Raw genomic sequence first — 25,540 nt, 5'->3', positions numbered from 1 at the left:
GCATCAACAAAGTAAGGTGCCGCCCGTCGTCGATGGGCCTTTCGGAACTTGCCCGTTTGTATCGCCTCGGGTTAAACACCCTGTTTCCGCGCTCGCAAGAGCTGCCGGTTTTGGCTATCTGGGGAGAACAGTGTGCATCGACGTAGTGCTTGGATCATGGCCGGTGCTCTATGGGGCGCCACATGCGCAACGCATGCGCAGACACCGGTGACGCAGCAAGCGTTGCGCTGGAACGCGGACGCTTTGGGCAATCACCGCTATCTGATTCAGGTCGATGCCCCGGCTGCGGCCGTGCAAGTGCTGATTCCGTGGCGCCGTCGCGATGCGCATCCGGAGAACGTTGCCATCATCGTGACTGCGCCTGACGGTTCCACGGTTGCCAATGTGCGACGTGGCCGTATCGACCAGGCCAGCGGTGAACTGGTGTTCCAGGCGGCGCAGGCCGGTACCTACGCGGTTTACTACCAACCTTACGTGGGCAAGGGGCGCAGCAATTATCCGACCGTGACCTACGCTGAGCCCAAGGACACGGCGGATGCCGCATGGGCTGCCAAGCTGGGCGATGCCAAGCGGTGGTCGCGGCTTCCGCAGGCGAAGGTGCTGCGCTACGAAGCCGTGGACGACTTCGATGCGTACACCTCAATGGAGCGCACCGCGACACCCGCCGAATTGGATGCCTTGCTGGCGAAGCACGCGTCCGAGGCATTGCTGTTGTTCCCGGAGATCCGCGAAAACCCGATCCGCATGTTCGATACGTTGCCGGAGTCCTGGGCTGAACGCGGCCCGGGTGGCACGCTGAAGGACACAGCGCTGCGTGGCGAGTACCTAAGCTTCCAGATCGGTGCATGGGCGCCCGGCGCAGCAGTGGGCAATCTGCGCGTGAGCTTCGGTGACCTTCGCAGCGACGACGGCTCGACTATCCCCTCCAATGCGCTTACTTGCTTCAACCTTGGTGGCATCGGCTACGACGGCAAGCCGTTCACGGCGCGCGTGGATGTCGCGCAAGGGCGCGTGCAGCCACTGTGGATGGGGCTGGACATCCCTGTGACCGCGAAGCCAGGCACGTATCGTGGGGAAGTCTCGGTAACGGCGGATGGCGTGGCGCCGCAATAGATTCCACTTGTGATCACCGTGGGCGAGGGCGAGGTCGTCGCCCACGGCGACAACGATCCGTTCAACTTGACCCGCCTGCGCTGGCTTAACTCCACGCTGGCGCAAGACGATTCGGTGGTGAAGCCTTTCACGCCGATTGCGGTGAAGGGCAATACGTTGGGCATCCTGGGCCGAGAGATCGCGCTCGATGCCAGCGGCCTGCCGGCGCAGATCACCAGTCGATTCGATGAACGCATGACCGGCTTCACCAGGCAGGGCAAGGCGCTACTCACCGCGCCAGTTCAACTGATGGTGGAGGATGCTACCGGACGACATGCGCTGAGCGCGATGCAGGCTCCACACGTTCAGGTCGATGGCCCTGGCAAGGTGCATTGGCAGGTGGATGCGAATGCCGGATCGCTGCAGGGCGACGTGAAAGCCAGCCTCGAAGCGGATGGCACGATGACCTATAGCATCGCGCTGACGGCGCGGCAGGATGTATCGCTTCAGGACGTCCGCCTGTCGATTCCGATGCAGCACGATGCGGCCCGATACCAATTGGGGCTCGGAAGGCAAGGCGACGCAGCGCCTGCCGATTTCAGTTGGAAATGGCAGGTCAAGAACAACCAGGATGGTGCGTGGATTGGTTCGGTGAATGCGGGCCTGGAATTCCACTTGCGCGACGAAAATTATAGGCGCCCGCTGAATACGAACTTCTACCAGCAACAGCCGCTGCGTATGCCCACATCGTGGGACAACAATGGGCAGGGTGGAATACGGCTGCGCAGCGAGGCGAAGGACTATCTGGCCGAAGCCTACAGCGGCCCCCGCCAGATGAAAGCCGGCGAGACGCTGCACTACGACATCGTCATGCGCGTCACGCCGTTCAAGACGATCGATCCGTCTAAGCACTTCGCGGAGCGCTTCTTCCACAAGTACGGTGACCTCGACGCGATCAAGGCCGACGGCGCGAACGTGGTGAACATCCACCATGCCACGCCGATCAACCCGTGGATCAACTATCCGTTCCTGGAACCTGGCGCGATGCGCGCTTACATCGATGCCGCGCACCAACGCGGCATGCGCGTGAAGATCTACGACACCGTGCGCGAACTTTCCGACCGCGCGCCTGAGTTGCCCATGCTCGAAAGCCTGGGCCATGAGGTGATCAGCGCGGGTAAGGGCGGCGGCTTCTCGTGGTTGCAGGAGCACCTCGTTGGCGATTACATCGCCGCGTGGCATGTGCCGGAGAACCGCGATGCCGCGATCATCAACGCCGGTCAGAGCCGTTGGCATAACTACTACATCGAGGGGCTGGACTGGCTCGCGCGCAACATGGGCATCGATGGCCTATACCTGGATGATGTCGCGTATGACCGCACCACCATGAAGCGCGTGCGCAAGGTGCTGCAGGCGCGCCGGCCCGATCCGCTGATCGACCTGCATTCGGCCAGCCAGTACAACCCGCGCGACGGCTACATCAACAGTGCGCTGCTGTACATGGAACTGTTCCCGTACATTGATCGGCTGTGGTTCGGCGAGGAATTCGACTACGAGAAAACGTCGCCTACGTACTGGCTCACCGAGATCTCCGGCATTCCCTATGGGTTGATGGGCGAGATGCTGCAGAACGACGGCAACCCGTGGCGCGGCATGTTGTTCGGCATGACGAGCCGGCTGGGCTGGTCGGAGGGAAGCGACCCGCGCGGCCTGTGGAAAGTGTGGGACGCGTTCGGCATCGAGCAGGCGGACATGGTCGGCTGGTGGGTGCACGACACGCCGGTCAAAACAAACCGTGATGACGTGCTGGCCACCAGTTATGTGCGCAAGGGAAAAAAGACGCTTATCGCTGTCGCATCGTGGGCACCACAGAAGGTGGACATCAAGTTGATGGTGGACTGGAAAGCCCTGGGCCTGTCGCCGACACGCGTGACGTTGACGGCGCCTCAAGTCACCGGCTTCCAGCCACAGGCGACGTTCAAGGTAGGGGAGGCGATTCCCGTGGAGCCCGGCAAGGGCTGGTTGATCGTGGTGGAGTGATGCTCATGCGCATGCATCGGAAGAGTGTGACGGCATGCCTGCTTGCGGGACTGATGGGTTTGGCATCGATGGTGCACGCAGCAGATAGCGTCGCAACGCCACCGGTGAAGCTCGTCCTAAATGCCCCGGCGTTTGCCCCGGAGCAGATCAACGTCACCGTGTACCTACCACCGGGTTACGCGGTGTCCGATGCTCGCTATCCCGTGCTTTACGCGAACGACGGGCAGGACATGGACGCCGTGGGTCTGCGGGACACCTTGGCAGCGCTTTATGCGCAGCACGCCATCCGGCCGGTGATCGTGGTGGCCGTAGATATGCTCAAGGATCGCGCTTCCGGATATGGATTGTTCGATCGTGCACGGCGGCGCAGCGTCGTCGGCGGCTCCCGTATCGGCCCCATCGGCACACGTGCCTATGATTACTCGGCGTGGGTGGTGAACGAGTTGGTGCCGTATGTCGACACGCACTACCGCACGCAGGCTTCCGCACAAGGTCGCACCATGCTGGGTTGGTCGCTCGGCGCACTCCAAGCCTTCTGCCTCGGTTGGGAGTACCCGGACGTCTTTGGACAGGTCGGGGCGTTCTCACCCTCGTTCTGGCTGGCGGCTGATCGCAGCGATGCGCGTGCGGTGGAAAGCACTCGCCTGGCGCAGGCGATGGTGGCGCGCAGCGGGGCGCGCAAGCCAGTGCGTTTCTGGTTCGCGGTGGGTGGCCGTGAGGAAACCAACGACCGAAACCACAATGGCGTTATCGATGCCGTCGAGGATCTGCAAGACTTGATCACCGGCTTCACCGCGTCCGATGGCACGCATCAGGGCGGCCTGCGTGACCTGGGCTATACCGTCGACATGGACTACGCGACGCATCCGGAACGGGCGGACGATGTCGCGTACGATCTGTTCCCCGACGGCGAACACAACCAGGCGACATGGAAGCGCATGCTGCCGGTGTTCCTCACCTGGGCCTATGCAGCGGAACCCGCGACGCAGCCCCGGTAAGGCGACGGGTGTTCAGCCGGCGACCGCGGTGAGCGATGCATGCGCAACCACGCAATTGCGTCCGTGCGTTTTGGCTTGATAGAGCGCGGCATCGGCGCGGCCGATGAGATCGTCCACCGTATCCGTGGGGCCGAGCAAGCTCGACACGCCCATGCTGACGGTGGTCTGCAAGGTGTTGCCACGGGCGTGGACCTGCAGGACGTCGATGCAGTGACGAATGCGCTCAGCCACCGCCATCGCATTCTCCTGCGTGGTGCCTGGCAAGATCGCCACGAATTCTTCGCCACCGTAGCGGCCAAGGCTGTCCGAAGGGCGCAATTCATCCGTGATGGCTTCGGCCACAGCACGCAGGCAAGCATCACCGGTCGGGTGACCATAGCGATCGTTGACCGACTTGAAGTGATCCATGTCGAGAAAAATCAGCGCTAACGGTTGATGCTGCGTGCGTGCCAGTGCGACGGCATCATGCAGGCGCCTGACCAGCGCCCGACGATTGAGCACGCCAGTCAATGCATCGTGGTCGGCCAGGTGGTGCGCCATGTCGCGTTCGCGGCGCGTCCGCAGGGATAGGTCGGCCAACCCCACCGTCATCACCACGCAGCAGAACGCCATCGCCGTGGGCAGGCCATATTCCAGCCAGGATGGTAGATCCAGCGACAGCAGTACCTGGCCCAGGCGCAGGATATTCAGCAACACCTGCGGCAGCCATGCGATCAGGAAGATACGCGCCGGCTGCCCACCTCGGATCACCGCCAGGATCACCGCTGCGAGTGCCCACAGCAGGGATGTGGTGTACCAAAGGTTGTACACGCTCGCAGGCAGATTCATCCGCTCGGCGAACGGAAAGCACAGGAGCAGGGCAATGCCCACGTAGGGCCAGCGCATAGCGCCCAGCACACGTGCCGCGCGCGGCGTGATCGTGCGCAGGTCGCAGAACTCGATGATGAAAGAGAACAGCAGTGGCGCGCCGAGCACGACGAGCAACCACAACGCATGTGTGCCCAGTGGCACCAGCAGCCACCCGCCAGGCAGCTCGTATGCCTCGCCGCTCATCAGCAACTGCGCCATCCATTGCAGGCTGGTATAGCCGAAGAAGTAGAGCAGCACGCGGTCGCGTAACACCAGCCAAAGGCAGAGCGCGGCCAGCAGCATGGTGAACTGCACGCTGGAAAGTAGCGTCACCAGGCGGACATGGTTCAGGTCCTGGGCCTGGTACGTCGCCAGGTCGGTGATATCGACGCGAATCTGCCGAGTGAAGTTGTCCGCAGCGATACGTACATAGACGGACTCACCGGCGCGTAGATAGTGTGGCAATACCAAGGCCAGATGATGGCGGGAGAAACGGGCTGGCTTGCCGCTCTGCGCAAACCAGAGCTCGTGCGGGCGATAGTCCGGCGGGGCGTACACCGTGATGGGTATGTAGGCCGCCCCCGTAAAACTGAGCACGGGGGCGCTCTCTTCCTGCCAGTCGCGGTCGATGGTCAGCCGATACCAGCGCTGCGCCTCAACGGCGTTGGGCGTATGGGGCGACGTGCTAGGCATGAAGTCGGCATCCATGCCGCCATGGACGACCTGCGTGGGTAAGGGCGCCGGCACGACGGGTGCCAGTGCCGAGACCTGCAGTGCAGGAAGGCGCGACGGTACAGGTGCTGCCTCCACGGTCAGCACGGACAACATGGCGCACACCCACGCGACGAGAACCACTACGGGTCCGCGAAAAGGCATATCCCCCCCTTTTTTGATCCACCGGTCCCCTGTTACCGGCTTGCAGGGTTGTCCTCTCCCGAGACGCTCCCCGCTGGGCCCTTATGTATCACGTCCGCCTTGTGACATGCGCTTTGTGTCAGCCCTGGGCAGCCACGCTGAATGAGGCGCTCGGGGTCGGTGCCGCGGGTCGAACACCATCGCGGCAAGTCTTACTGCTTACGCCCCTGCAGTATCGAGGCGGCAGCAACATGGCAAGGCGGGAAAGCGTGGAACCGGTGGCCCGGGCAGGACATCGGCCGGAGGCCGGCGAACTTGAGTCGCACGATTTCATCCGCCACGGCACGCCAGTATTCCGACGTACCAACCTGGCTCTGTTCGCCGCTGGCCTGGCCACGTTCGGCCTGCTGTATTGCACCCAACCGTTGATGCCTGAGTTCAGCAAGGACTATGGGGTTAGCGCAGCCACCGCAGCGCTGTCGCTTTCACTCACTACGGGCGTGCTGGCCTTTGCCATGCTGTTTGCCGGTGGCGTGTCGGATGCCTGGGGACGCAAGTCCGTGATGACAGCATCGCTGGTGTCTTCCGCGTTGCTGGTTTTGCTGACGGCGCTGGTGCCGGACTGGAACATGCTGCTGGTCCTGCGTGCATTGCTTGGGCTGACGCTGAGCGGCTTGCCCGCCGTGGCCATGACGTATCTCAGCGAAGAGATGCACCCCGAATCCATAGGCCTCGGCATGGGGTTGTACATCAGCGGCAACGCCATCGGTGGCATGGGCGGGCGCCTGGTGGCGGGCGTGCTTGCCGAGTTCGTCGGCTGGCGCATCGGTGTCGCCACGGTAGGTGTGATCGGTCTGCTTTCCGGCCTGGTGTTCTGGCGCATCCTGCCGCCTTCGCGACACCACGTTCGCCAGCCCTTGCACGTCGGCGCACTAATGGGGCGCTTCGCCGCGACCTTTCGCGATGCCGGCCTGCCGTGGCTGTTCGTGGAAGGCTTCCTGCTGCTGGGCGCGTTCGTCACGGTCTACAACTACATCGGTTATCGCCTGCTCGCGCCGCCGTATGGGCTGAACCAGGCCGTGGTGGGCGCAATCTTCAGCGTGTATCTGATCGGTACGTTCAGTTCCGCGTGGATGGGGCATCTCGCCGGCAAGCTGGGGCGGCGCAAAGTGCTGTGGACGGCGTTCGCGCTAATGCTGGTGGGTCTGGCACTTACCGCCACCAAGCCGTTGGCGTTGATCGTGCTCGGCATCGTCGCGGTGACGTTCGGTTTCTTCGGCGGGCATTCCGTCGCCAGCAGTTGGGTCGGTCGACGCGCAGGCAACAACAAGGCGCAGGCGTCGTCGCTCTATCTGTTCTCGTACTACATGGGCTCCAGCATCGCTGGTGCCAGCGGTGGCTTGTTCTACGCATCGCATGGTTGGAATGGCGTAGCCATTTTCGTCGGCGCATTGATCGTCGCCGGCCTGTTGATCGCCTTGCGCCTGTACCGCCTGCCGCCGTTGGTGAGCCCGTCGCGGCCGGAAACCGAACCCCCGATTCCCCAGTGAGGCACGCTATGAAAATCGATGCGCTTGACCATCTCGTATTGACGGTAGCCGACGTGGCTGCCACCTGTGCGTTCTACACACGCGTACTCGGTATGGAAGAGGTGACGTTCGGCGCGGGGCGCAAGGCGCTGTCGTTCGGCGCGCAAAAGATCAACCTTCACCAGCATGGCAAGGAGTTCGAGCCGAAGGCGCAACATCCCACACCGGGCTCGGCGGACCTTTGTCTGCTGACGTCGTCGGCACCGACCGACGTGATCGAGCACCTCAAGCAGCAGGGCGTAGTGATCGAAGAAGGGCCGGTGCGGCGGACGGGCGCGCGTGGGCCGATTGACTCAGTGTACTTCCGCGACCCCGACGGCAACTTGATCGAGGTGAGTCGTTACGCGGATTGAGTATTGCGGTGGGAGCGCGTTGCACGCTCCCACCGTAGTTTGCTGACGATTTACTGTGCTTCCGGCTTGAGCATGCTCTTCACGGCGTTGTAGTCGCCATCGTTCGCGACGGGCTGAACGTCGAGCAGATGCGTCATCAACGGATAGACGTCGACGTTCGGGAACGACGGCACCTGCAGGCCCTGTCGGAACGCCGGGCCGTGCGCCACGAACAGTGCCCGCATCTCCGGCGCGGCATTGTCGTAGCCGTGTTCACCCAGCGTGGGTTTCTTTTTCTTCGCCACGTAATCGCTGGTGGAAACGCGCCAGCCCACGTCGGCAAGGCACAGCAGCTGCGGCACGCGTGGGTTGCTGCCGTAGGCGAGGCGTGCCGGCACGCGGGTCTTGTCCCAGCACGTCATGTGCTTCTGCGGCTTTTCCAGCGTGGCTTCGATCTTGGCGAAATCGAAACCGGGCTTCGGGTTGAAGCCAGCAAGTACGCCCATGCTCACCACGTCCACTTGTTTGAGCGGAATGAGCTTGTCCGCCATGACCATGTTGTGCGCCGGCGTACTGGCCATGCCATGGTCCGCAACCACGATGATGTTGATGCGATCGAGCAGCCCACGCTGCACCAGGCCCTTGACCAGTCGGGCAAGCGCGGCATCGGTATGGGTGATGGCGTCGTTGACCTGCGGCGTGTCCGGGCCGTAGGTATGGCCGGCATGATCCACTTCATCGAAGTACAAGGTGAGGAACATCGGGCGTTCGCTCGCCGGCAGGTCGAGCCACGACAGCACCTGATCGACGCGCTGGTTCGGCGTCACCTCGCCGTCGTAGGGCTTCCAGAAGTTGGGATGCTCGCCATGGATGTCCGCTTCAGAGCCCGGCCAGAACATGGTGGCGCTCTTCATGCCTTGCTTCTGCACGGTTTCCCACAGCGGCGTGCCTTCATTCCACCAGCGGCCGTTGCTGACGGCGTCGCGGTTGCTCAGCGAAAACTTGCCGAGTACCGGGTCGGTCATCGTGTTGTTAACGATACCGTGGTGATCCGGACGCAGACCGGTGACCAGGGTGTAGTGATTCGGGAAGGTCAGCGAAGGGAACGACGGCTGCATGCCATCGGCCGCGCGCACACCGCCATCCGCCAGCGTCTGCAGTGTTGGGCTGAGTCCACGCGCAATATAGTCCGCACGATAGCCGTCGATCGAAATCAGCAGCAGGGGCATGGGCGCCGGCTTTACGGCGACCTGCGCCGGTGGCGTGTTGGCTGGCGGGTTGTGCGTGGTGGCGCAACCTGCGCCAAGCGCGATCAGCGAGCAAAGCAGCGGGCGAAACAGGATCTTCATACGGAAGGCTTTAATATCGATACAAAGCCCGTATGATCGCCCAGGCGTATGACCATTACACGTCTTTTCTTTTACGCGACTTTAGCCACTTGCCCGCTATGGGGAGGTGCGGCGTGGGCCCATCCGACGCTGGATGGACTGCCTGCTGCCGCCTCAAGTGCAGCCTCACCGGCAGCGCCCGCGCCGAAGGCATCGACGCTTCACGCGCAGCCGCCTTCGCCACATGGCAAATCGAAAACCGTTCCCGCAACGAAGGTCGTCAAGGGTACGGCGGCCCGGCAGGCGTCGACGGCGGGTGCGTATTCGCTTTCGCACCAACCCCATCAACTCGATTCGTACCAGAAAGCCGTGACGCCACCGCCGGTGACGACGGACCGCTGAACCGACCTGTTTGTGGCTGGGGTGCCGTTGTTCAGTGCGCGAGGCCCCGTACCGGCACGCCGAACAGGTCGCCCTCGATCGTTCGACTTTCCAGCGACAGCAAGAACTGCTTGGTCGGCAGCCCGCCACCAAAACCCGTCAGGCTGCCATTGGCGCCGATCACGCGATGGCAGGGCAGAACGATGGGCAGCGGATTCCTGCCGTTGGCGGCACCGACCGCGCGCATGGCGAGGGGTTGCTTGATGCGGCGCGCCAGCTCGCCATAACTGATGGTGGTGCCGAAGGGAATACGCGACAGCTCCCACCACACCTGCACTTGGAATGGTGTGCCGAGTGGATGCAATGGCAGGTCGAAGTGCTGGCGTTCGCCCGCGAAATACTCGTCCAGTTGCTGCCTGGCCAGCGCCAGCGGTTTGCTTGCGCGAATCCAATCCGCGTGCGGTGAACGCTGGTGGCGGCCGGTGGAGAACCAAACCTCGCGCAATCCCACCTCATCGGCAACCAAGCGCAGTAGGCCGATGGGCGTCTGCATTTCGTCATACCAGATCGTTTCGTTGGACATCACGCCACCTTCTTGTTCGATGCCTGCGCCGCATCGGTTGCACTGCGCCAGAGATACATGACCGAGTACGCGCGCCATGGACGCCAGTTCTCGGCCAGTGAGGTCAACGCTTTTGTCGACAGCTCCGGACCGTTGCCTGCGGCCGCACGCCGAAGGATCAGGTCCGCGGCCGGGAAAGCATCTGGATGGCTGAGTGCGCGCATGGCCATGTAATGCGCCGTCCATTCGCCAATGCCGGGGAGGGCGACCCATCGCTCGACGAACTCCTCCAGAGGTTGTTCGCTGCGGAAATCGATGCGCCCATCCAGCAGGGCCTGTGCCACGCCCCGTACGGTCGCCGCGCGCGCCGTGGTGAGGCCGATGGAGCGAAGATCCGCGTCAACCAGCAGCTCGGGACCGGGAAACAGGCGCTGCAGTTCCGGCACGGGGGATATCACTGGCGTGCCGAACTTTTGCACGATACGCGTCGCCAGCGTTCGCGCGGCGGCCACGCTGACCTGCTGGCCGAGGATGGCGCGTACGGCGATCTCGAATCCGTCCCAGCCTCCGGGCAGGCGCAGTCCCGGGCGCTTACGCAGCAAGGGGCGTAGCACCGCGCTTTCCTTCAGTACGTCGCCAATCGATTGTGGACTGGCATCCAGGTCGAACATGCGGCGCAGCTTGTTGACCACGCCGAGCATCTGAGCCGGTTGCGGGCAGTGCAGCTCCAATCGCAACGCGTGTTCGCGGCCGGGCCATTCACTCAGGCGCAGCCACCCCGGCGCTTCCGGTGTGCCGAAGACGCGGGCGTAACTGTGTTCATCGACGTGCTCGACGCCGGGCAGGGCGCGACCGCGCAGGAACGCCAGGATGGCCTCGAAGTCATAAGGCGGGCGGTAGCCGAGTCGCAAGGTAATCGCGTCGCCTGTCGCCGTGGTCGGATGGCGACGCAAGTCGCGCGGGGCCATCCGGTTGGACTGTAGGAATGCCGCGTTGAAGCGACGTAGGCTGCCGAAGCCCGAGGCCAACGCGACCTCCGTAACCGGCATCGTCGTTTCCGTCAGCAACTGCTTCGCGAACAACAAACGTCGCGTGGTGTGCACGCTGATCGGCGGCGCGCCGAGGCGTTCCACAAACAGGCGACGCAGTTGCCGCGAGCCCAGGCCGACGCGTTCGGCCATGGTTTCTACCGAGCACTCATCGAATGCGCCGCTATCCATCAGCTTCAGCGTGCGCGCGATCACGTGGTCACCGCGTTGCCATGCATCGTTGCCCGGCGACAGTTCGGGGCGGCAGCGCAGGCAAGGCCGGAAACCGGCCGCTTCGGCCGCCGCCGCGCTGCCGTAGTAGCGCACGTTCTGCGGTTTCGGCGGTGGCGCGGGGCATACCGGGCGGCAGTAGATGCGCGTGCTGGTGACGGCGGTGAAAAACAGCCCGTCGAAGCGCGCATCGCGGCTCAACCGCGCCTGCTCGCAGGTGTGGGTGTCGAGTGGCGTGTCATGTCGGTCGGTCATGCATGCAGGCTAGCACCGCACCTGCCGCATGACTCGCCGTTTTCGGACATCAATGGCGAAATGCCTCCAGGGCGTTTATTTCACCGGTGCCATCAGGTGCTCGTAGGGTGTACCGGCCCACATGACATACGGCGCACTAGTATCCGGATCCACGTTCTTCGGATAGTTGTCGTAGAACGCCGGATCGGCACCGACCACCATCACGTGCGCACCTGTTCGGATCCAGTGGTTGCCTGTCGCGGGGCCGCTTGCATAAGGGTCGGTGTTGCTCGCGTCCGTTCCGCCCTCGAGCATATACATCAGGCCGACTTTCCCTGCCGGTGGTGGTTTGTGGGCCATATAAGCCGCTACCCATTCCCAGGCGTTCTTGTCCATGCACATGGGGTCCGGGCCAGGTGTGGCAGGGTTGTCAGGCATGCAGGTGAAGCCGTTCTTGCCCTGGCGCAGCGTGCGCATCTTTCCCTGGGCATCCACCGCGACAATGGTCGCGTCTTTGGCCACGCCGGGCGGCGCGGCGCGCATCGCACTGGCGATGAGTTCCTGGTCGGAGGGAGTGCCTTTTTCGGCAGCGGTTGCGCCAGCGGTGGCTAGCAAGGCCAGCGTCAGCATGGCGGCGGGGTAATTCGCGTTCATAGGAGGCCCCACAAGGTCGTGTCGGCCAGGCTGGATACCCCGCCGCAGTCTGGGCGCCTCGCAACCGGCGCTCAATCGACCAGATGGCTTAAGGCTGCCAGCAAGCGGTTAAGCGATCTCTGATTTCCATGTTCTTGAGGTGGGCCACCCTGCGGACCGATGGTAGGGTTCTGCGCAATCACTGGAGGAGTCAGGGGATGAAATCCACAAGGCGTGGTTGGCCGATGTTGGCCTTTGTCGCTGTAGGGTCCGCAGCCGTCATGGGGGTGGCGATGCCGACCGGCTTACTCGCAGCCCAGGTGTCGTCGCCGGCCAAAAAGGTCGAGAAGCCATTGCCGGACGGCGAGCACCCGTCGCTTGCTGTCAAAGGACATTTGTTCGATCGGCAAAGTGTCTATGCGTTCCTCACCACTGCCAAGCAGGCGGAGGCAATGGCTGATCCTTTGCAGCGCTGCCTGAAGTATCCAGATCCACCGGGCAGCCATTGGTCCGCCGTCGCGGTAGAGGCGTATTGCCGTTACCGGACGCATCAGGTAGCGCCTTTCGAGGAAGTGCGCAGCCTGCTGCAGCGGGGCGAGTTTGACGAGCTGGAACGTCGCCTTGCGTCGCTTTTGCAGGACAAACTGAACAAACCCGACATGCGGAACGTGCTGGATCACTCGTTCGAGAGGTGGTTTGCTCGCTCGGACCTGGAGCTTCGCCCCCTACTGGAGAACTGGAAACACGCGAAATCACAGAGTGCGTTCGCCTATGCCGCCAGCGGCATCTCCTACGTTGCCATGGCCCAGCAGGCGCGAGGCGGGCAATACATTAAGGACACGCCAGCAAGCAATATCGAAGCCATGGATCGGTTGATCGCACTTGCCGATGTGGATCTTCGCCACGCCGTTGAACTGGACTCAAGGGTGACGCCTGCCTATGTGGCGATGATCCGCGCAGGCCGTTACAGCCTGGGCGATGCTTATCTGGAAAAGGCGGCAGGGGCCGCTTTGCGCGCCGACCCAGCGAATTTCGCGATTTACGACGAGCTGATGTGGGCCCTGCAACCGAAGTGGGGTGGCTCGCTCAAACAAATGACGCTTCTTGGAAAGCAGGCGATCAAGCACGCGGGAGAGAACCCGGTGCTACTGCTACTGCCGGAAAAGGAGCTTGCCTACGAAGCGGATCTGGACAGCGACGATTGCACGAAGCCTGGCCGATGGGATCAGTTCAGCGTGATCTTCGACCAAGCGGCCGTAACGAGCCAATTGCTGGATGCAGGGACCGCCGCCGCGCGGTGTGGCCAGCTGGAGCTTTCCGTCGTGTATTACTCCGAAGCGCTTCGCTTCTATCCGGAAGACGATGACACTCGCGTCGCCCGCGCAAACCAACTCAGCGACTTTGATGAGTCGGCGTGGGCGCTGAAGGAGATTGGGCACCTGCTGCTGCAGAAACCGCATGAAGCGCGTTATGTGTTTGCGCGTGGGTACGCGTACGAGGGTTTGAACGACTATACGAATGCCGAGAAGGATTATTTGGCGGCGCTGGCGCTCGATCCTGGCAATCAGACCATTTACGCCCAACTAGCCGGTCTTTACGTCAACGACATGCACGATTGGGAAAAGGCCTGGAAACTTGACGAACGTCTGGTCGAGCTTTACCCGAACGAGCCTTACGTCTGGCTGTTGCGCGCGCATATCCAACAAGAGCAGCCGCGACCTGGCTTGAAGGACACGGCGGATTATTTCCAGGCTCATTTCGATAAGTCGCCAGAACTGCACCAGGCATTGCTCAAAATGCGTGCAGCACAGGCGCTGCAGGAAGGCAAGGCGCATGCGGCAGCCAAGGCGACAGGCCAATAGCCGGGTTTGCCGCAGTGCAAGGCGTAGGACCAGCAGGAGCTGACCTATACTCGGCGTTCGACTTGTTGGAGCCCGTGCCCATGAATGCCCCCACCCGCATCGACACCACCCGCACTATTCGCGCGCCGCGCGGTTCCGAGCTGAGCTGCAAGAGCTGGCTCACCGAGGCACCGTTCCGCATGCTGCAGAACAACCTCGATCCAGAGGTGGCCGAGAACCCGGCGGAGCTGGTGGTTTATGGCGGCATTGGCCGCGCTGCACGCAACTGGGAGTGCTTCGATGCCATTTTGCGCGCGCTGCGCGAACTCAACGACAACGAGACGCTGCTGATCCAGTCGGGCAAGCCGGTGGGCGTGTTTCCGACTCATCCGGATGCGCCGCGCGTGTTGCTGGCCAATTCCAATCTGGTGCCGGCATGGGCGAACTGGGAGCATTTCAACGAGCTCGATAAGAAGGGCTTGATGATGTACGGCCAGATGACGGCCGGCTCGTGGATCTATATCGGTTCGCAGGGCATTGTGCAGGGCACTTACGAGACGTTTGTGGAAATGGGGCGCCAGCATTACGGCGGCAGCCTCAAGGGCAAGTGGATACTCACCGCGGGCCTGGGCGGCATGGGCGGCGCGCAGCCGCTGGCGGCCACGTTGGCGGGCGCATGTTCGCTCAATATCGAATGCCAGCAGAAGAGCATCGACTTCCGCTTGAAGACGCGTTACGTCGATGAGCAGGCGACCGATCTGGACGATGCACTCGCGCGCATCGCCAAGTACACCGCTGCAGGCGAAGCGAAGTCGATTGCGTTGCTTGGCAACGCGGCGGACGTGTTGCCGGAACTCGTGCGTCGCGGCGTGCGTCCGGATGCGGTCACCGACCAGACCAGTGCGCATGACCCGGTGAATGGCTACCTGCCGCAGGGCTGGACGGTGGAGCAGTGGTTCGAGCGCCGCAAGAGCGATCCGACCGGCACCGCGAAGGCGGCCAAGCAGTCCATGAAGAAGCACGTGGAAGCCATGCTTGCGTTCCATGCACAAGGCATCCCCACGTTCGACTACGGCAACAACATCCGCCAGATGGCGAAGGACGAGGGCCTGGAGAACGCGTTTGCCTTCCCCGGTTTCGTGCCTGCCTTCGTACGTCCGCTGTTCTGCCGTGGCGTGGGTCCGTTCCGCTGGGTGGCGCTGTCGGGTGATCCGGAGGACATCTACAAGACCGACCAGAAAGTGAAGGAGCTGATTCCGGATGATCCGCACCTGCATCGCTGGCTGGACATGGCAAAGGAACGCATCAGCTTCCAGGGCTTGCCGGCGCGCATCTGCTGGGTGGGCCTGGGCCTGCGCCATAAGCTGGGCCTGGCGTTCAACGAAATGGTGCGCAAGGGCGAACTGAAGGCACCGGTGGTGATCGGTCGTGATCATCTCGATTCCGGTTCCGTTGCCAGCCCGAATCGCGAAACCGAAGCGATGCGCGACGGTTCGGACGCTGTGAGCGACTGGCCGCTGCTCAACGCCATGCTCAACGTCGCCGGCGGCGCAACATGGGTCTCGCTGCATCACGGCGGCGGCGTAGGCATGGGCTATTCGCAGCATTCGGGCGTGGTGGTCGTATGTGACGGCACTGAGGCGGCGGACAAGCGCATCGCACGTGTGCTGTGGAACGATCCGGGCACCGGCGTGATGCGTCATGCCGACGCTGGTTACGAGATCGCCATTGAATGTGCGAAGGAGCAGGGTCTCAATTTGCCCATGCTCTGATCGGGTGAGGGTGCCTTGCGCGTGGCGCAGGGCACCGCCCGGGGTTGTCCGCGTGCGGGCAGGTACTTGCCCCCGATTTGCCACGGTCGGCTGCCAGAGTGTCCGGCGACAAACCTGACGACAAGGGCTTTCCATGGCTTTCCCATACGTGCGTCGCACGCTCGCTGCGGCGGTTTTGGCACTGGCATGCGCGGGTGCATCGCATGCGCTTTCCGCGCCGGAACCAACCGCGCCGGCTAGTACGAACGAAACGCTGCAGCACTCGCTTGAAGCGCTCGCTCAACGCGCTCACCCCGGTGTGCTTGGCATCGCGGTGCTGGATCTGAATTCCGGTGCTTCCGCACGCGTCAACGCTGATCAAGCCTTTCCGATGATGAGCGTGTTCAAGGCACCGGTGGCGGCGGCCGTGTTGTCGCACATCGACAGTGGAACGCTATCGTTGCAGCAGCCGGTGACGATCACGCGTGACCAGGTCATGGGCGGCTCGGCCATTCCTTCCATTGGCGCGAATTTCCGCGGCGAACGCATGACCTTCACTGTCGAGCAGTTGCTGAAGGCAGCGGTGAGCGAGAGCGATAACACCGCCGTGAACGCGTTGATCCGCACGCTCGGCGGCCCGTCGGTGGTCACGGACTATCTGCGCGCGCACGGCATCGATGGCATGCGCATCGATATCGACGAGGCCGTCGTGGCTCAAGTGTTCGATGGCCTGCGGCCGGGCGAGAAAGAGCCGTTCGATGAAAGCCATGCCGCCGCTAAAGAGCGTTACGAGCACGGGTATCAGGCCTTCCTGGCCGATCCGCGCAATCGCTCCACGCCAGATGCTGCCATCGTTTTTCTGCACAAGCTGGTCGGGCGTGAGTTGCTGTCGCCAGCATCGACGCAGCGTCTGCTCGCGTTGATGGAGGCGCAGACCATTCCCAACCGCCTGCGTGCGGGACTGCCGCAAGGTGTGCGGCTTGCCGACAAGACGGGCTCCTCGGGATCACTGGGTGAACGTCGGGCGGCTTACAACGACATCGGCATCGTCACCTGGCCAGACGGCCACCGTGTACTGGTTGCGGCTTTCCTGCTCGACTCGCCGGGGTCAGATAAGGCACGCGATGCCCTGTATGCCGATATAGCGCGCAGCGTGGTGGCCGCGACTCATCCCTGAGTCCGGCAGTGGTGCCCCGCTGGGGCCGGGTGCATGATGTCGCCACATCCAATCCGGAGGTGCGACATGTCCGTCGAGCTCAAGATGTTGGGATGGTCGACCGCGCTGGGGCTGGTCTATTTGCTGTTCGCCACGCTGCTGTCGCTGACGCAGCGTGGCATGGCCTGGAACGCAGGCAATCGGGATGAGCTAATCCCGCTGACCGGCCTGGCCGCGCGAGCGGACCGGGCGAGCCGGAATTTCCTCGAGACCTTTGTGTTTTTTGCCGCTGCCGTGCTGGTGGTCGTGTTGGGGCAGTGCACCAACACCCAGACGGCACTCGGAGCCCAACTCTATTTCTGGACCCGCGTTATCTACCTGCCGGTCTATGCGATCGGCATTCCCTACCTACGGACCCTGGTCTGGGCCGCCTCGGTGGTGGGGATCGTGATGGTGCTGTCGGGCGTGTTCTGTACGCGCTGAGTCGCCATGCCTGCGACCCTGCCGTTGCGTGACGTCAACGTGAAAACTTGGCCACTGGCAGGGGGCCTGGTCTGCTGTGAGCGTCAAAAGATTGGCGTTCGTCGATTTTTTGGCACTGTTTTTCCGCCGCTCTTGCGTTGCGGGTCAACGCGGTGTTCTTAATTTTTCAATGCTCATCAATGGGTTAAGTGGTTTCAGTAACACGACCAAAAAGGGGCGTTCGCAAGCTCTCCAAGGCGTGACCACTATGCAGGTCCGGCGCAACACGCGTCGGGCCGCCGGCAGGGTCTGGCGGTATTCCCTGATTGATGACTGGAGAAATTGCATGAACACCAACACTGTACGCACCGGCTCGCTGACCGAACTGTCCAGCTACCCCAAATGGGCGCGCGACATGATTGAAGCCTGCGAACCTGCCCGCCGGAGCGTTCGCGACCACGTGATGTGGGACATGATGAGCGCTGGCAGCATTGATCCGCAGACCATGCGCAACTTCATGGTCGGTACCTGGTCGCTGATCGAGCGCTTCCCGTCCTTCATGGCGCTGAGCCTGCTTAAGACGCGATACGGAAGGAGCGCCGGCGACAACATGGCACGACGTTGGCTGGTACGTAATATCCGCGTGGAGCAGAACCATGCGGAGTATTGGCTGGATTGGGCCGAAGGCGCCGGCGTGCCGCGTGAAGACGTTCTTGACGGTATGCCGCCGCGTGGCACCCAGACGGCCGCTGACTGGTGCTACGACGTCTGTGGCCGCGATAGCCTCGCGGCGGGTATCGCCGCCACCAACTACGCCATCGAGGGCGTTACTGGCGAGTGGTCCCAGAAGGTGTACGACAGCGTGGCCTACGCCAACAGCCTGCCGGAGACCGGGCGCAAGGCCACCCTGCGTTGGCTTCAGCTACACGCGGCCTATGACGATACTCATCCGTGGGAGGCGCTGGAAATTGTCTGCACCCTTATGGGCAGCCAGCCCGCCCCCGAAGAAGTGGAGCATGTGCGGGAATGCATCGAGCGTAGCTATGTAAGCTTGCACTACGGCCTCGAACGCTGCCTGATGCGGCACGCGGTGGGCGAGGTGGAAGAGCAGGCGGCATAACGGAATCTCGTCGTCGACAGAATGGCGGGACGAGATGTAGCTTTACTAGGTGGTCGTGTAAAAGGACGCCATGGATTTGATCCGTAGCACCTCGCCAAGACCGCTGTCCCGTCGCTTGAGGCCATTGGCCTACGGGCTGGTGGCCGTTATCGGCTTGATTCTCATACTTACCTTGGGAGCACTCCAGGTCCAGGTCACTCTCGCCGGTTTCCTCAACGGCGAGAGTGTCTGGAGCAAGGCGCAAAAGCAGGCCGTGGTGGACCTGCTCGGCTACGCCAACAGCGGCGACGCCGCACGGCTGAGCCGCTTCCGCCAGAACTACGAATTGCTGAGGTCCGACGGCTGGGCGCGCGACGCCATTGCCTCGGGCCAGTACGATCGCGGGCAGATCCATCAGGCTTTCGGGCGCGGCAAGATTCTGCCGCAGGCAGAGCCGGGGATGATCTTCATGCTGCGCTTCTGCACCGACGCGCCGCACATGCGCGACGCGGTGGCCTTGTGGCGTGCGGCGGATCGCCCGCTGACCCAGTTGAACGCCGTAGCGAAGGAGCTGCAGGACGCTTATGCGCGTGGGCAGCCGGAGCGCCCATGGGTGCAATGGCAACTGGACCGCATCAATGGGCTGAACAACGAGCTCGAACCGCTCACTAACGGGTTCTCCCTCGAAGTGGCACAGGGCGCCATCTGGTTGGGACGCGTGCTGTTTGCCGCCGTCTTCCTCACCGCCTGCGCGGCGTCGTTGCTGTGGCTGCGCGTGGCGCGGCGCATCCTGCTGCGCATCCGGGGCACCGAGGAGCGCTATAGCGTGCTGTTCAACAGCGCCGCCGACGCCATTCTGATGGTGGACGAGGAAACCGGTCGTATCCTGGAAGCGAACCGCACGGCGCTGCAATGGACCGGGCGCGACGTGGACAACCTTGCCGGCGAGGAACTCTCGACCTTCTTCTCGCCGTTGCTGCATCGCGCTGATGGTGCGGTCACCGGCGAGTTGCGGGGGGGCTGGCGATGAACTGCGGCCGGTAGAGATGCGTAGCAGCGTGACGCACTGGGGCACGCAAAGCGTGCGCCAGTCCATCATGCGTGACATCACCGAGCGCGTGAACCTGGAACAGCAGCGGCGCATCGCATCGGAGGCTCTGGCCAGCATCGCCGAGGGCGTGATCATTGCTGATGCCGATCGCCGGGTGGCGCGCGTCAACGCCGCCCACATCCGCATGACCGGTTTCACGGTGCAGGCCTTGCTGGGGTTGCGGTTCGATGACCTGCGCTGTCTGGCCGACGGTTCGCCGTTGCCCGACTCGGTATGGGAAGTCATCGAGGCGGAGGGCAACTGGGTAGGTGAGGTGCGCAGCCGCCGCATGGATGGCACCAGCTACCCGGAACTGCTCAGCATCAGCGCCATCCGCAATCCCGAAGGCGAGGTGCAGCACTACGTCGCCGTGATCAACAACATCAGCGCGGCGAAGGCGAACGAACAGCGCCTGCAATACATGGCGGCGCACGACACGCTGACCGGCCTGGCCAACCGCGCCGAATTCGAGCGACGCTGCGTGCAGGCGATCGTGCGGGCCGACCGCGATCGCGGCATGGCGGCGATTGTCTTCATTGACCTTGATGCGTTCAAGGCAGTGAACGACAGCTACACCCACGCCATCGGCGATCAATTGCTGGTGAAGGTGGCTGAACGCATTGGCTACGAACTAGGCGAGAACGGCGTGGCGGGGCGCATCGGTGGCGATGAGTTCACCGTACTGTTGTCGGACCTGCATTCGCGCGAGCAGGCCAGCGCGTTGTCGGGACGATTGCTCTCCGTGTTGTCTGCGCCCTTTGCGGTGGGGGATTACGAACTGGCGCTCAGCGCCAGCATCGGCATCGCTTGCTTTCCACTCGACGGCACCGACGTGCCTACCCTCATCACCAATGCCGACGCGGCTATGTATGCGGCAAAGACAGAGGAACGCAACGCGTTCCGCTTCTATTCGCCGCGTATGCAGGCGGATGCGCGGCGGCGCATCGCGCTGGCGTCTGAACTGCGCAAGGCGCTGGCCGAAAGCGAGTTCCGGCTCGTGTACCAGCCCACGGTGGAAATGCGCACCGGGCGCATCGTGGCGGTGGAGGCGCTGCTACGCTGGTTCCATCCGCAACGCGGCCTGATCGCACCGGGCGAGTTCATTCCCATGGCGGAAAAACTGGGACTGATCCGACGCATCGATCAATGGGTGCTGCAGGCGGCTTGCCAGCAGATGTTCGACTGGGATAAGGCTGGCTTACCACCATTGCGCATGGCGGTGAACGTGTCCGCCAATTGGTTTGGCCAGGCCAACTTTGTTGACGAGATCCGCTCGCTGCTGGATGCGCGCCGGCTGGCCCCCGAGCGGCTGATGCTGGAGATCACCGAAGGCGCGATTCTGCGTCTGGGTGAAGAGATGGAGCGCACCCTGCATGCACTGCACTCGATGGGCGTGGGCGTAGCCATCGACGATTTCGGCACAGGCTATTCATCGATGAGCTACCTGAAACTGCGAGCCATCGACTATCTGAAGATCGACCAGAGTTTCGTCGCTGGCCTGCCGGACGACAGCAGCGACGGCGCCATCATCGAGGCGATGCTCACGCTGTGTCGTCGGCTGGACATCAGCCCGATCGCCGAGGGTATTGAAACGGAAGAACAGCATCGTTTCCTGCTGCGCGCCGGATGCGTCGAAGGGCAGGGTTTCCTTTACTCGCGTCCGGTCGAGCCGGCCGTCATTGTCCAGTTGCTCACCCCGGGGCGGCGCCAAGGCAACTCGCACTTGCGCCTGGTGCCGCCCGAGGCCAGCTAGCGTGCCCGTCTAGTGCAGCACGACGCTGACCACCTCGCGGTCGGGCTGATACAGCGCGGGGAATAGCTGCTTGAGATGCGTCACCTTCGGGGCGTCATTGAACACGATGTACGAGTCGTCAGGGTGCCGCTTCGCATAGTCCTGGTGGTAGGACTCGGCGACGTAGAAAGCCTTGAGTGGTGCCACCTGCGTCACGATGGGATCGTCGAACGCGTGGGCTGCACCAAGTTGCGCAATGTAGGCAGAGGCAATGCGCTTCTGTTCGTCGTTGCCGTAGAAGATCGCCGAGCGGTACTGCGTACCCACGTCCGGGCCCTGTCGGTTGAGCTGGGTCGGATCGGTGGCGACCGAGAAGTACACCTTGAGCAGTTGCCCATAGCTGATCTTGCTGGGGTCGTAGACGATCTTCACCGACTCGGCATGCCCGGTATCGCCATCGCTGACCCGGTCGTACTCCGCCGTATTGGCTGCGCCGCCGGAATAGCCGGCCAACACTTTCTTCACGCCTTTGACGTGCTCAAAGACGGATTGCAGGCCCCAGAAGCAGCCGCCGGCCAGTACAGCGACCTGATCGCCCTGGGCGGGTGCAGCGTCCACAGTGGGATCGGGAAGTGGTGCAGTGGTGCTGCCGGCCGTGGCCAGCGTGCAGGCGCCCAGACCTGCCATGAGTAGCATGCCCGCGAGGGCAGGGAACAGCGTGAATCGGCGGATGCTCATGAAGGAACGCTCCATCGAAAGGAGGGACGGACTGCCCGCCACGGCCGGCGCGGGTCCTGATTCCTTATTCGTCGCTGGACCGCTTTCGGTTACCTCCATGCTGACACGCCGTGACGATTGGCGTGCGAAAGCCGCGCCAACGCGGTGTTATGGTGCGGCTCCCCCTCTCAGTGGGCATTCCCATGGCGCACAGCCTCGATCTGGACGGCTACCTGCAACGCATTGGCTTCGTCGGCGAGCAGAGGGTGGACGTCGCCACCTTGCGTGCTCTTGCGACCGCGCATATCGCCGCCATCCCGTTCGAGAACCTCGATCCCTTGCTGGGCACGCCGGTATCGCTGGAGCTCGCGGCGATTGAAAACAAGCTGGTCAAGAACCAGCGTGGCGGCTATTGCTTCGATCAGAACGGCCTGTTCATCGCTGTGTTGAAGGCTATCGGATTCGACGTGACGGGCCTGATCGCACGCGTGCTATGGAATAAACCCGAGGACGCTGAGGTGGCGCAGTCGCACATGCTGCTGCGCGTGGAAGTGGAGGGCGAAAGCTGGCTCGCCGATGTGGGCTTCGGCAGCATGGCGCTGGGTGGCGAGTTGCGACTGGTGGTCGACGAAGCACAACCGACATCATTAGAGCCGTTTCGCCTGGTCACGGACGGCGTCCAATGGCGCACGCAGGCGCTGGTGCGCGACGAATGGCGCACGCTGTATCGCTTCCGCTTGCAACCCACCGAAGCCATCGACTACGTCGTGGCCAATCACTTCACCTCGACATATCCCGAATCCCATTTCCTGCATAGCCTGATCGCCGCGCGCACGCTCGCCGACCGCCGTCTTGGACTGCGCAATCGCGAATTCGTGGTGCATACGTTGGGGCAGGAGTCTGTGCGCCGCACCTTGCAAGGTGCGGCGGAGATCAAGCGCGTGTTGGAAGAGCAGTTTGGTATCCGGCTGCCGGTGTCACCGGTGCTCGACGCGAAACTCGACGCGTTGCCGATGGCAGAAGTCTGATCAGTCCAGCCCGTGCACACGGATGACGAAGTCTTCCACTTGCACCACCTGGCCCACATGGATCTTGCAGGTTTTGCGCAGCTCCTGTTGGCCGTCCACGTAGACCACACCGCTGGCCACGATGGCTTTGCCGGCGCCACCGCTGTCGCACAGGCCCACCAGTTTCAGCAGCTGGTTGAGTTCAACGTAGTCGCGGTCCAGTTCAAATTCGAGTTCTTGCATAAGTGATGTCAGATTCAGGCGTCGGTATCGTCGAAGGCGCTTTCAGGCAGCGCGAAGAATACGAAGAACGGGGCAGGGGCTTCCTGCCAGTAATCGACCGCTTCCTCGAGGATGTCGAGCAGCGTGTCGAAGTCTTCTTCGTTGCGATCGCGCATGTCTTCCGCGCGATCAAACAGCAGGATATAGCCGGTGGCCTTCAGCCAGGAGAGATCGCGCATGCTGTCGGCCAGCGCGTCCCAGTTGCGGCCGAAATCCGCGGGTAGGCGCAGTGCCTGGGTCAGGCGGTCGAACAGGGCATCCCGGTCGGCGACGTCGGTGAGGCTGACGCGGCATACGCGCAGGCCTTGCATGCCAGCGGCTTCGGCCAGTGGTTCCAGGTCTTCGCTGGTGACAAAGAAGATGCCGCCGTGTTCGGCATCGCCAAAGTCGAGATCAAACTGCGCATTCATCGGGATACCTCGAACTGGCGAAACGTGCGGTAGTGGTCATCGGTGTAGTAGTAGATCTGCGGTGGCGTGCCGCCAGTAATGATTCGGCGCGCCCCTCGGTAGTCGAGTCCCGGCGTGTCCACGGTGTACTCGTGGTAGTAGCCCTCGGGCATGGACGGAAGGCGGCTTTCGCGGTTCTGGAACACCACGCCGTCCTGGCGGTGTTGGAACGGGCCTCCGCTTGCAATGAGGCGCAGGGTATCGGCGGCTTCCGGCGGGAGGAACGAGGGCAGGGTGGTGCCGCTGGTTCCGGCCGTGCGAGGGGGCGGCGCGTGCTGCGGCAGCGCGGTGCCTTGCGGTGCCACCGTGCCCTCCGGCGTGGGCCCTGGCGAGTGGCGACCCCACAGCAGGGCGGCGATAGCCAGCACCGCGAGCAAGAGCAGGGGTTTCATTGAGCGCATGACGGACGACCTGGGCGGAGTGGCGCGAGTGTAGTCCCTGGGAAGCACGCCGGCATCAGCCGGCTGCATCGACTCTCTGTTGCAAGGCCATGGCGGCGGCCGGGTTTCGCTCTTTGGCGCTGCTGATGAAATACACGAACACGTCCCGCTTGGCCTGTGATTCCCTTGGCGTTGCCATATGCGGCAGCTCCGGCAGATCGATGCCTTCCGACCAGGCGCGCGCACGGCTGCTCCATGTATCAAGATCGGCGGTCGCATAGCCCGTATCGAGGTGTGATTCGCTGCGCATCAAGCGTGCATAGGCAAAGCCACCCGTCAGGTCCGCCAGCGACGGATACTGCGGGGAATCGGTGAACACGGTGGGGATGCCGTACGAGCGCGCGAGCTCCACGTAGTGCTCGTGGAGAAAGCTGCTGTGGCGCACCTCCAGCACATGCCGCATCGGGTGACCGTTGAGTTCGCGCGGCAGCAGGTCCAGGAAGGCGGCAAGATCGTCGGGATCGAAGGCACGCGACGGCGTGAACTGCCAAAGCACCGGGCCAAGCCGGTCGCCGAATTCGGCAAGACCGCCAAACACGAAGCCGTCAATGCCCCGGCCGGCATCAGCCAGCCGTTTGCTTTCGGTGACGTAACGCGGAGCCTTCAGTGAAAAGACGAAACCGTCTGGTGTTTCGGACGCCCATTTGGCGTACGTCGCGGGCTTCTGCGCGCCGTAGTAGGTGCCGTTGATCTCGATGGCCCGAAGATGCCTGCTCGCGTATTCCAGTTCGCGCCGTTGCAGCAAGCCTGTCGGATAGAAGTTGTTGCGCCAGGGGGCGAAGTTCCAGCCGCCGATGCCGACGCGGATGCGCGAGGCCGGGCCGTGGGCGGGCGCGGGCGAAAACAGATCGCTAGACATGTGAGGGGCCTCGCTAGGGGGAGGCATGATGCCACGGCGAAAGTGAAGAGACGCCTTAGAGCCACCAACAAAACGACTGCGCGACCGTCAGGCGGGCGCTCGATACGTTTTGTTCGCGACGCTTAATCCAGCGGCAAGTGATTCGGATATGGTCCGCGTGCGGCCATGAAGGCCGTGGGCGTCATGCCGGCAAACTCGCGGAACTCGTGCACCAGATGCGCCTGGTCGCCGTAGCCACCGTCGAAAGCGACGGCGCTCCAGTCCACGGCACCAGAGCGGTACACGGCGTCCACCACGCTACGGAAACGCAGGAGTCGCGCATAGCGTTTTGGGCCCATGCCCACTTGGCGGCGGAACAGGCGGCCAAAGCGGTATTCGGATAGGCCGGTGTCGCGCACCAGCGGACCGATGCGCGTCACCTGCGGTCGCGCGCCGATCTCGCCGAGCGCGTACAGCACCTCGGGCGCGAGTTGCGGCATGCGCAGTATGCGCAAGTAGCCAGT

At 63.1% G+C, this 25,540-nt stretch carries 22 protein-coding genes and 1 pseudogene; 12 read left to right on the top strand and 11 right to left on the bottom strand.

The genetic code is table 11. The annotated features are described in order from the left end of the window. Positions 1–156 precede the first annotated feature (156 nt). A pseudogene (locus DYST_RS05710) lies at positions 157–3,132 on the top strand (glycoside hydrolase domain-containing protein). A 5-nt stretch (positions 3,133–3,137) separates the two neighbouring features. Continuing rightward, positions 3,138–4,130, top strand: coding sequence for an alpha/beta hydrolase (locus DYST_RS05705; RefSeq protein WP_239950663.1), 993 nt, complete (start codon positions 3,138–3,140; stop codon positions 4,128–4,130). Between the two features lie 12 nt (positions 4,131–4,142). Here the strand turns inward: DYST_RS05705 and DYST_RS05700 are convergent, their stop codons facing one another. Next, positions 4,143–5,855 carry a sensor domain-containing diguanylate cyclase gene (locus tag DYST_RS05700; RefSeq protein ID WP_239950661.1) on the bottom strand — a complete coding sequence of 571 codons (1,713 nt, stop codon included), beginning with the start codon at positions 5,853–5,855 and terminating at the stop codon, positions 4,143–4,145. Between the two features lie 230 nt (positions 5,856–6,085). Here DYST_RS05700 and DYST_RS05695 point away from each other — a divergent pair, with 230 nt between their 5' ends. Both DYST_RS05695 and DYST_RS05690 read left to right on the top strand, forming a co-directional pair. Beyond that, positions 6,086–7,384, top strand: coding sequence for an MFS transporter (locus DYST_RS05695; RefSeq protein WP_239950659.1), 1,299 nt, complete (start codon positions 6,086–6,088; stop codon positions 7,382–7,384). A gap of 8 nt (positions 7,385–7,392) precedes the next feature. Then, positions 7,393–7,776: a VOC family protein gene (locus DYST_RS05690; RefSeq protein ID WP_239950658.1), complete on the top strand. Its 384-nt coding sequence runs from the start codon at positions 7,393–7,395 to the stop codon at positions 7,774–7,776. 50 nt (positions 7,777–7,826) lie between these two features. Here DYST_RS05690 and DYST_RS05685 read toward each other — a convergent pair whose 3' ends face one another. The 4 genes from DYST_RS05685 to DYST_RS05670 form a co-directional block, all read right to left on the bottom strand. Then, entirely contained in the window at positions 7,827–9,104 is a 1,278-nt protein-coding gene (locus tag DYST_RS05685; RefSeq protein ID WP_239950657.1) for an ectonucleotide pyrophosphatase/phosphodiesterase, read from the bottom strand. Between the two features lie 412 nt (positions 9,105–9,516). After that, entirely contained in the window at positions 9,517–10,047 is a 531-nt protein-coding gene (locus DYST_RS05680) for a methylated-DNA--[protein]-cysteine S-methyltransferase (protein WP_102304494.1), read from the bottom strand. Next, positions 10,047–11,540 carry a DNA-3-methyladenine glycosylase 2 family protein gene (locus DYST_RS05675; RefSeq protein WP_239950656.1) on the bottom strand — a complete coding sequence of 498 codons (1,494 nt, stop codon included), beginning with the start codon at positions 11,538–11,540 and terminating at the stop codon, positions 10,047–10,049. The genes DYST_RS05680 and DYST_RS05675 overlap by 1 nt, the downstream gene beginning before the upstream one ends. A gap of 75 nt (positions 11,541–11,615) precedes the next feature. Then, positions 11,616–12,173 (bottom strand): hypothetical protein, encoded by a 558-nt coding sequence (locus DYST_RS05670; protein WP_102304492.1) that lies wholly within the window; start codon positions 12,171–12,173, stop codon positions 11,616–11,618. Between the two features lie 197 nt (positions 12,174–12,370). Here DYST_RS05670 and DYST_RS05665 point away from each other — a divergent pair, with 197 nt between their 5' ends. The 7 genes from DYST_RS05665 (at position 12,371) to DYST_RS05640 (ending at position 21,304) form a co-directional block, all read left to right on the top strand. Beyond that, a complete protein-coding gene (locus DYST_RS05665; RefSeq protein ID WP_239950655.1) occupies positions 12,371–14,014 on the top strand; it encodes a DUF4034 domain-containing protein in 1,644 nt (547 codons plus the stop codon). A gap of 80 nt (positions 14,015–14,094) precedes the next feature. Beyond that, entirely contained in the window at positions 14,095–15,765 is a 1,671-nt protein-coding gene (gene hutU / locus DYST_RS05660) for a urocanate hydratase (RefSeq protein WP_102304491.1), read from the top strand. A 133-nt stretch (positions 15,766–15,898) separates the two neighbouring features. Continuing rightward, positions 15,899–16,921 carry a class A beta-lactamase gene (bla, locus tag DYST_RS05655; protein WP_239950654.1) on the top strand — a complete coding sequence of 341 codons (1,023 nt, stop codon included), beginning with the start codon at positions 15,899–15,901 and terminating at the stop codon, positions 16,919–16,921. 66 nt (positions 16,922–16,987) lie between these two features. Beyond that, the gene (locus DYST_RS05650) at positions 16,988–17,383 is read left to right on the top strand and encodes an MAPEG family protein (protein ID WP_239950653.1); all 396 of its coding nucleotides are present in this window, start codon (positions 16,988–16,990) and stop codon (positions 17,381–17,383) included. Positions 17,384–17,708: 325 nt separating this feature from the next. Further along, the gene (locus DYST_RS05645; protein WP_102304488.1) at positions 17,709–18,482 is read left to right on the top strand and encodes a TenA family transcriptional regulator; all 774 of its coding nucleotides are present in this window, start codon (positions 17,709–17,711) and stop codon (positions 18,480–18,482) included. Between the two features lie 70 nt (positions 18,483–18,552). Next, entirely contained in the window at positions 18,553–19,491 is a 939-nt protein-coding gene (locus DYST_RS24150) for a PAS domain-containing protein (RefSeq protein WP_343214857.1), read from the top strand. Positions 19,492–19,507: 16 nt separating this feature from the next. Further along, entirely contained in the window at positions 19,508–21,304 is a 1,797-nt protein-coding gene (locus tag DYST_RS05640) for a putative bifunctional diguanylate cyclase/phosphodiesterase (RefSeq protein ID WP_343214856.1), read from the top strand. A 9-nt stretch (positions 21,305–21,313) separates the two neighbouring features. Here the strand turns inward: DYST_RS05640 and msrA are convergent, their stop codons facing one another. Next, positions 21,314–22,021 (bottom strand): peptide-methionine (S)-S-oxide reductase MsrA, encoded by a 708-nt coding sequence (msrA, locus tag DYST_RS05635; RefSeq protein WP_233202671.1) that lies wholly within the window; start codon positions 22,019–22,021, stop codon positions 21,314–21,316. Positions 22,022–22,203: 182 nt separating this feature from the next. On the opposite strand from msrA, the gene DYST_RS05630 reads away from it, so the two are divergent. Beyond that, entirely contained in the window at positions 22,204–23,028 is an 825-nt protein-coding gene (locus DYST_RS05630) for an arylamine N-acetyltransferase family protein (RefSeq protein ID WP_239950652.1), read from the top strand. On the opposite strand, the gene DYST_RS05625 is transcribed toward DYST_RS05630, so the two are convergent. The 5 genes from DYST_RS05625 to DYST_RS05605 form a co-directional block, all read right to left on the bottom strand. Then, on the bottom strand, positions 23,029–23,250 hold the full coding sequence (locus DYST_RS05625; protein ID WP_239950651.1) for an RNA-binding S4 domain-containing protein: 222 nt from the start codon (positions 23,248–23,250) through the stop codon (positions 23,029–23,031). A gap of 14 nt (positions 23,251–23,264) precedes the next feature. Continuing rightward, the gene (locus tag DYST_RS05620) at positions 23,265–23,699 is read right to left on the bottom strand and encodes a barstar family protein (protein WP_239950649.1); all 435 of its coding nucleotides are present in this window, start codon (positions 23,697–23,699) and stop codon (positions 23,265–23,267) included. After that, positions 23,696–24,139, bottom strand: coding sequence for a ribonuclease domain-containing protein (locus tag DYST_RS05615; RefSeq protein ID WP_239950648.1), 444 nt, complete (start codon positions 24,137–24,139; stop codon positions 23,696–23,698). The genes DYST_RS05620 and DYST_RS05615 overlap by 4 nt, the downstream gene beginning before the upstream one ends. 55 nt (positions 24,140–24,194) lie before the next feature. Beyond that, positions 24,195–25,037 (bottom strand): DUF72 domain-containing protein, encoded by an 843-nt coding sequence (locus DYST_RS05610; RefSeq protein ID WP_239950646.1) that lies wholly within the window; start codon positions 25,035–25,037, stop codon positions 24,195–24,197. A gap of 122 nt (positions 25,038–25,159) precedes the next feature. After that, a complete protein-coding gene (locus tag DYST_RS05605; RefSeq protein WP_239950644.1) occupies positions 25,160–25,531 on the bottom strand; it encodes a helix-turn-helix domain-containing protein in 372 nt (123 codons plus the stop codon). Positions 25,532–25,540: the final 9 nt, after the last annotated feature.

The organism is Dyella terrae, assembly GCF_022394535.1.
Lineage (GTDB): Bacteria > Pseudomonadota > Gammaproteobacteria > Xanthomonadales > Rhodanobacteraceae > Dyella.
This window is presented reverse-complemented; position numbering and strand designations above follow the sequence as displayed.

What these genes read in the sequence shown, in the direction of transcription:
- DYST_RS05705 (WP_239950663.1), top strand. Translation starts at nt 3,138, where the DNA reads ATGCGCATGCATCGGAAGAGTGTGACGGCATGCCTGCTTGCGGGACTG.
- DYST_RS05700 (WP_239950661.1), bottom strand. Translation starts at nt 5,855, where the DNA reads ATGCCTTTTCGCGGACCCGTAGTGGTTCTCGTCGCGTGGGTGTGCGCC.
- DYST_RS05695 (WP_239950659.1), top strand. Translation starts at nt 6,086, where the DNA reads ATGGCAAGGCGGGAAAGCGTGGAACCGGTGGCCCGGGCAGGACATCGG.
- DYST_RS05690 (WP_239950658.1), top strand. Translation starts at nt 7,393, where the DNA reads ATGAAAATCGATGCGCTTGACCATCTCGTATTGACGGTAGCCGACGTG.
- DYST_RS05685 (WP_239950657.1), bottom strand. Translation starts at nt 9,104, where the DNA reads ATGAAGATCCTGTTTCGCCCGCTGCTTTGCTCGCTGATCGCGCTTGGC.
- DYST_RS05680 (WP_102304494.1), bottom strand. Translation starts at nt 10,047, where the DNA reads ATGTCCAACGAAACGATCTGGTATGACGAAATGCAGACGCCCATCGGC.
- DYST_RS05675 (WP_239950656.1), bottom strand. Translation starts at nt 11,540, where the DNA reads ATGACCGACCGACATGACACGCCACTCGACACCCACACCTGCGAGCAG.
- DYST_RS05670 (WP_102304492.1), bottom strand. Translation starts at nt 12,173, where the DNA reads ATGAACGCGAATTACCCCGCCGCCATGCTGACGCTGGCCTTGCTAGCC.
- DYST_RS05665 (WP_239950655.1), top strand. Translation starts at nt 12,371, where the DNA reads ATGAAATCCACAAGGCGTGGTTGGCCGATGTTGGCCTTTGTCGCTGTA.
- hutU (WP_102304491.1), top strand. Translation starts at nt 14,095, where the DNA reads ATGAATGCCCCCACCCGCATCGACACCACCCGCACTATTCGCGCGCCG.
- bla (WP_239950654.1), top strand. Translation starts at nt 15,899, where the DNA reads ATGGCTTTCCCATACGTGCGTCGCACGCTCGCTGCGGCGGTTTTGGCA.
- DYST_RS05650 (WP_239950653.1), top strand. Translation starts at nt 16,988, where the DNA reads ATGTCCGTCGAGCTCAAGATGTTGGGATGGTCGACCGCGCTGGGGCTG.
- DYST_RS05645 (WP_102304488.1), top strand. Translation starts at nt 17,709, where the DNA reads ATGAACACCAACACTGTACGCACCGGCTCGCTGACCGAACTGTCCAGC.
- DYST_RS24150 (WP_343214857.1), top strand. Translation starts at nt 18,553, where the DNA reads ATGGATTTGATCCGTAGCACCTCGCCAAGACCGCTGTCCCGTCGCTTG.
- DYST_RS05640 (WP_343214856.1), top strand. Translation starts at nt 19,508, where the DNA reads ATGCGTAGCAGCGTGACGCACTGGGGCACGCAAAGCGTGCGCCAGTCC.
- msrA (WP_233202671.1), bottom strand. Translation starts at nt 22,021, where the DNA reads ATGAGCATCCGCCGATTCACGCTGTTCCCTGCCCTCGCGGGCATGCTA.
- DYST_RS05630 (WP_239950652.1), top strand. Translation starts at nt 22,204, where the DNA reads ATGGCGCACAGCCTCGATCTGGACGGCTACCTGCAACGCATTGGCTTC.
- DYST_RS05625 (WP_239950651.1), bottom strand. Translation starts at nt 23,250, where the DNA reads ATGCAAGAACTCGAATTTGAACTGGACCGCGACTACGTTGAACTCAAC.
- DYST_RS05620 (WP_239950649.1), bottom strand. Translation starts at nt 23,699, where the DNA reads ATGAATGCGCAGTTTGATCTCGACTTTGGCGATGCCGAACACGGCGGC.
- DYST_RS05615 (WP_239950648.1), bottom strand. Translation starts at nt 24,139, where the DNA reads ATGCGCTCAATGAAACCCCTGCTCTTGCTCGCGGTGCTGGCTATCGCC.
- DYST_RS05610 (WP_239950646.1), bottom strand. Translation starts at nt 25,037, where the DNA reads ATGTCTAGCGATCTGTTTTCGCCCGCGCCCGCCCACGGCCCGGCCTCG.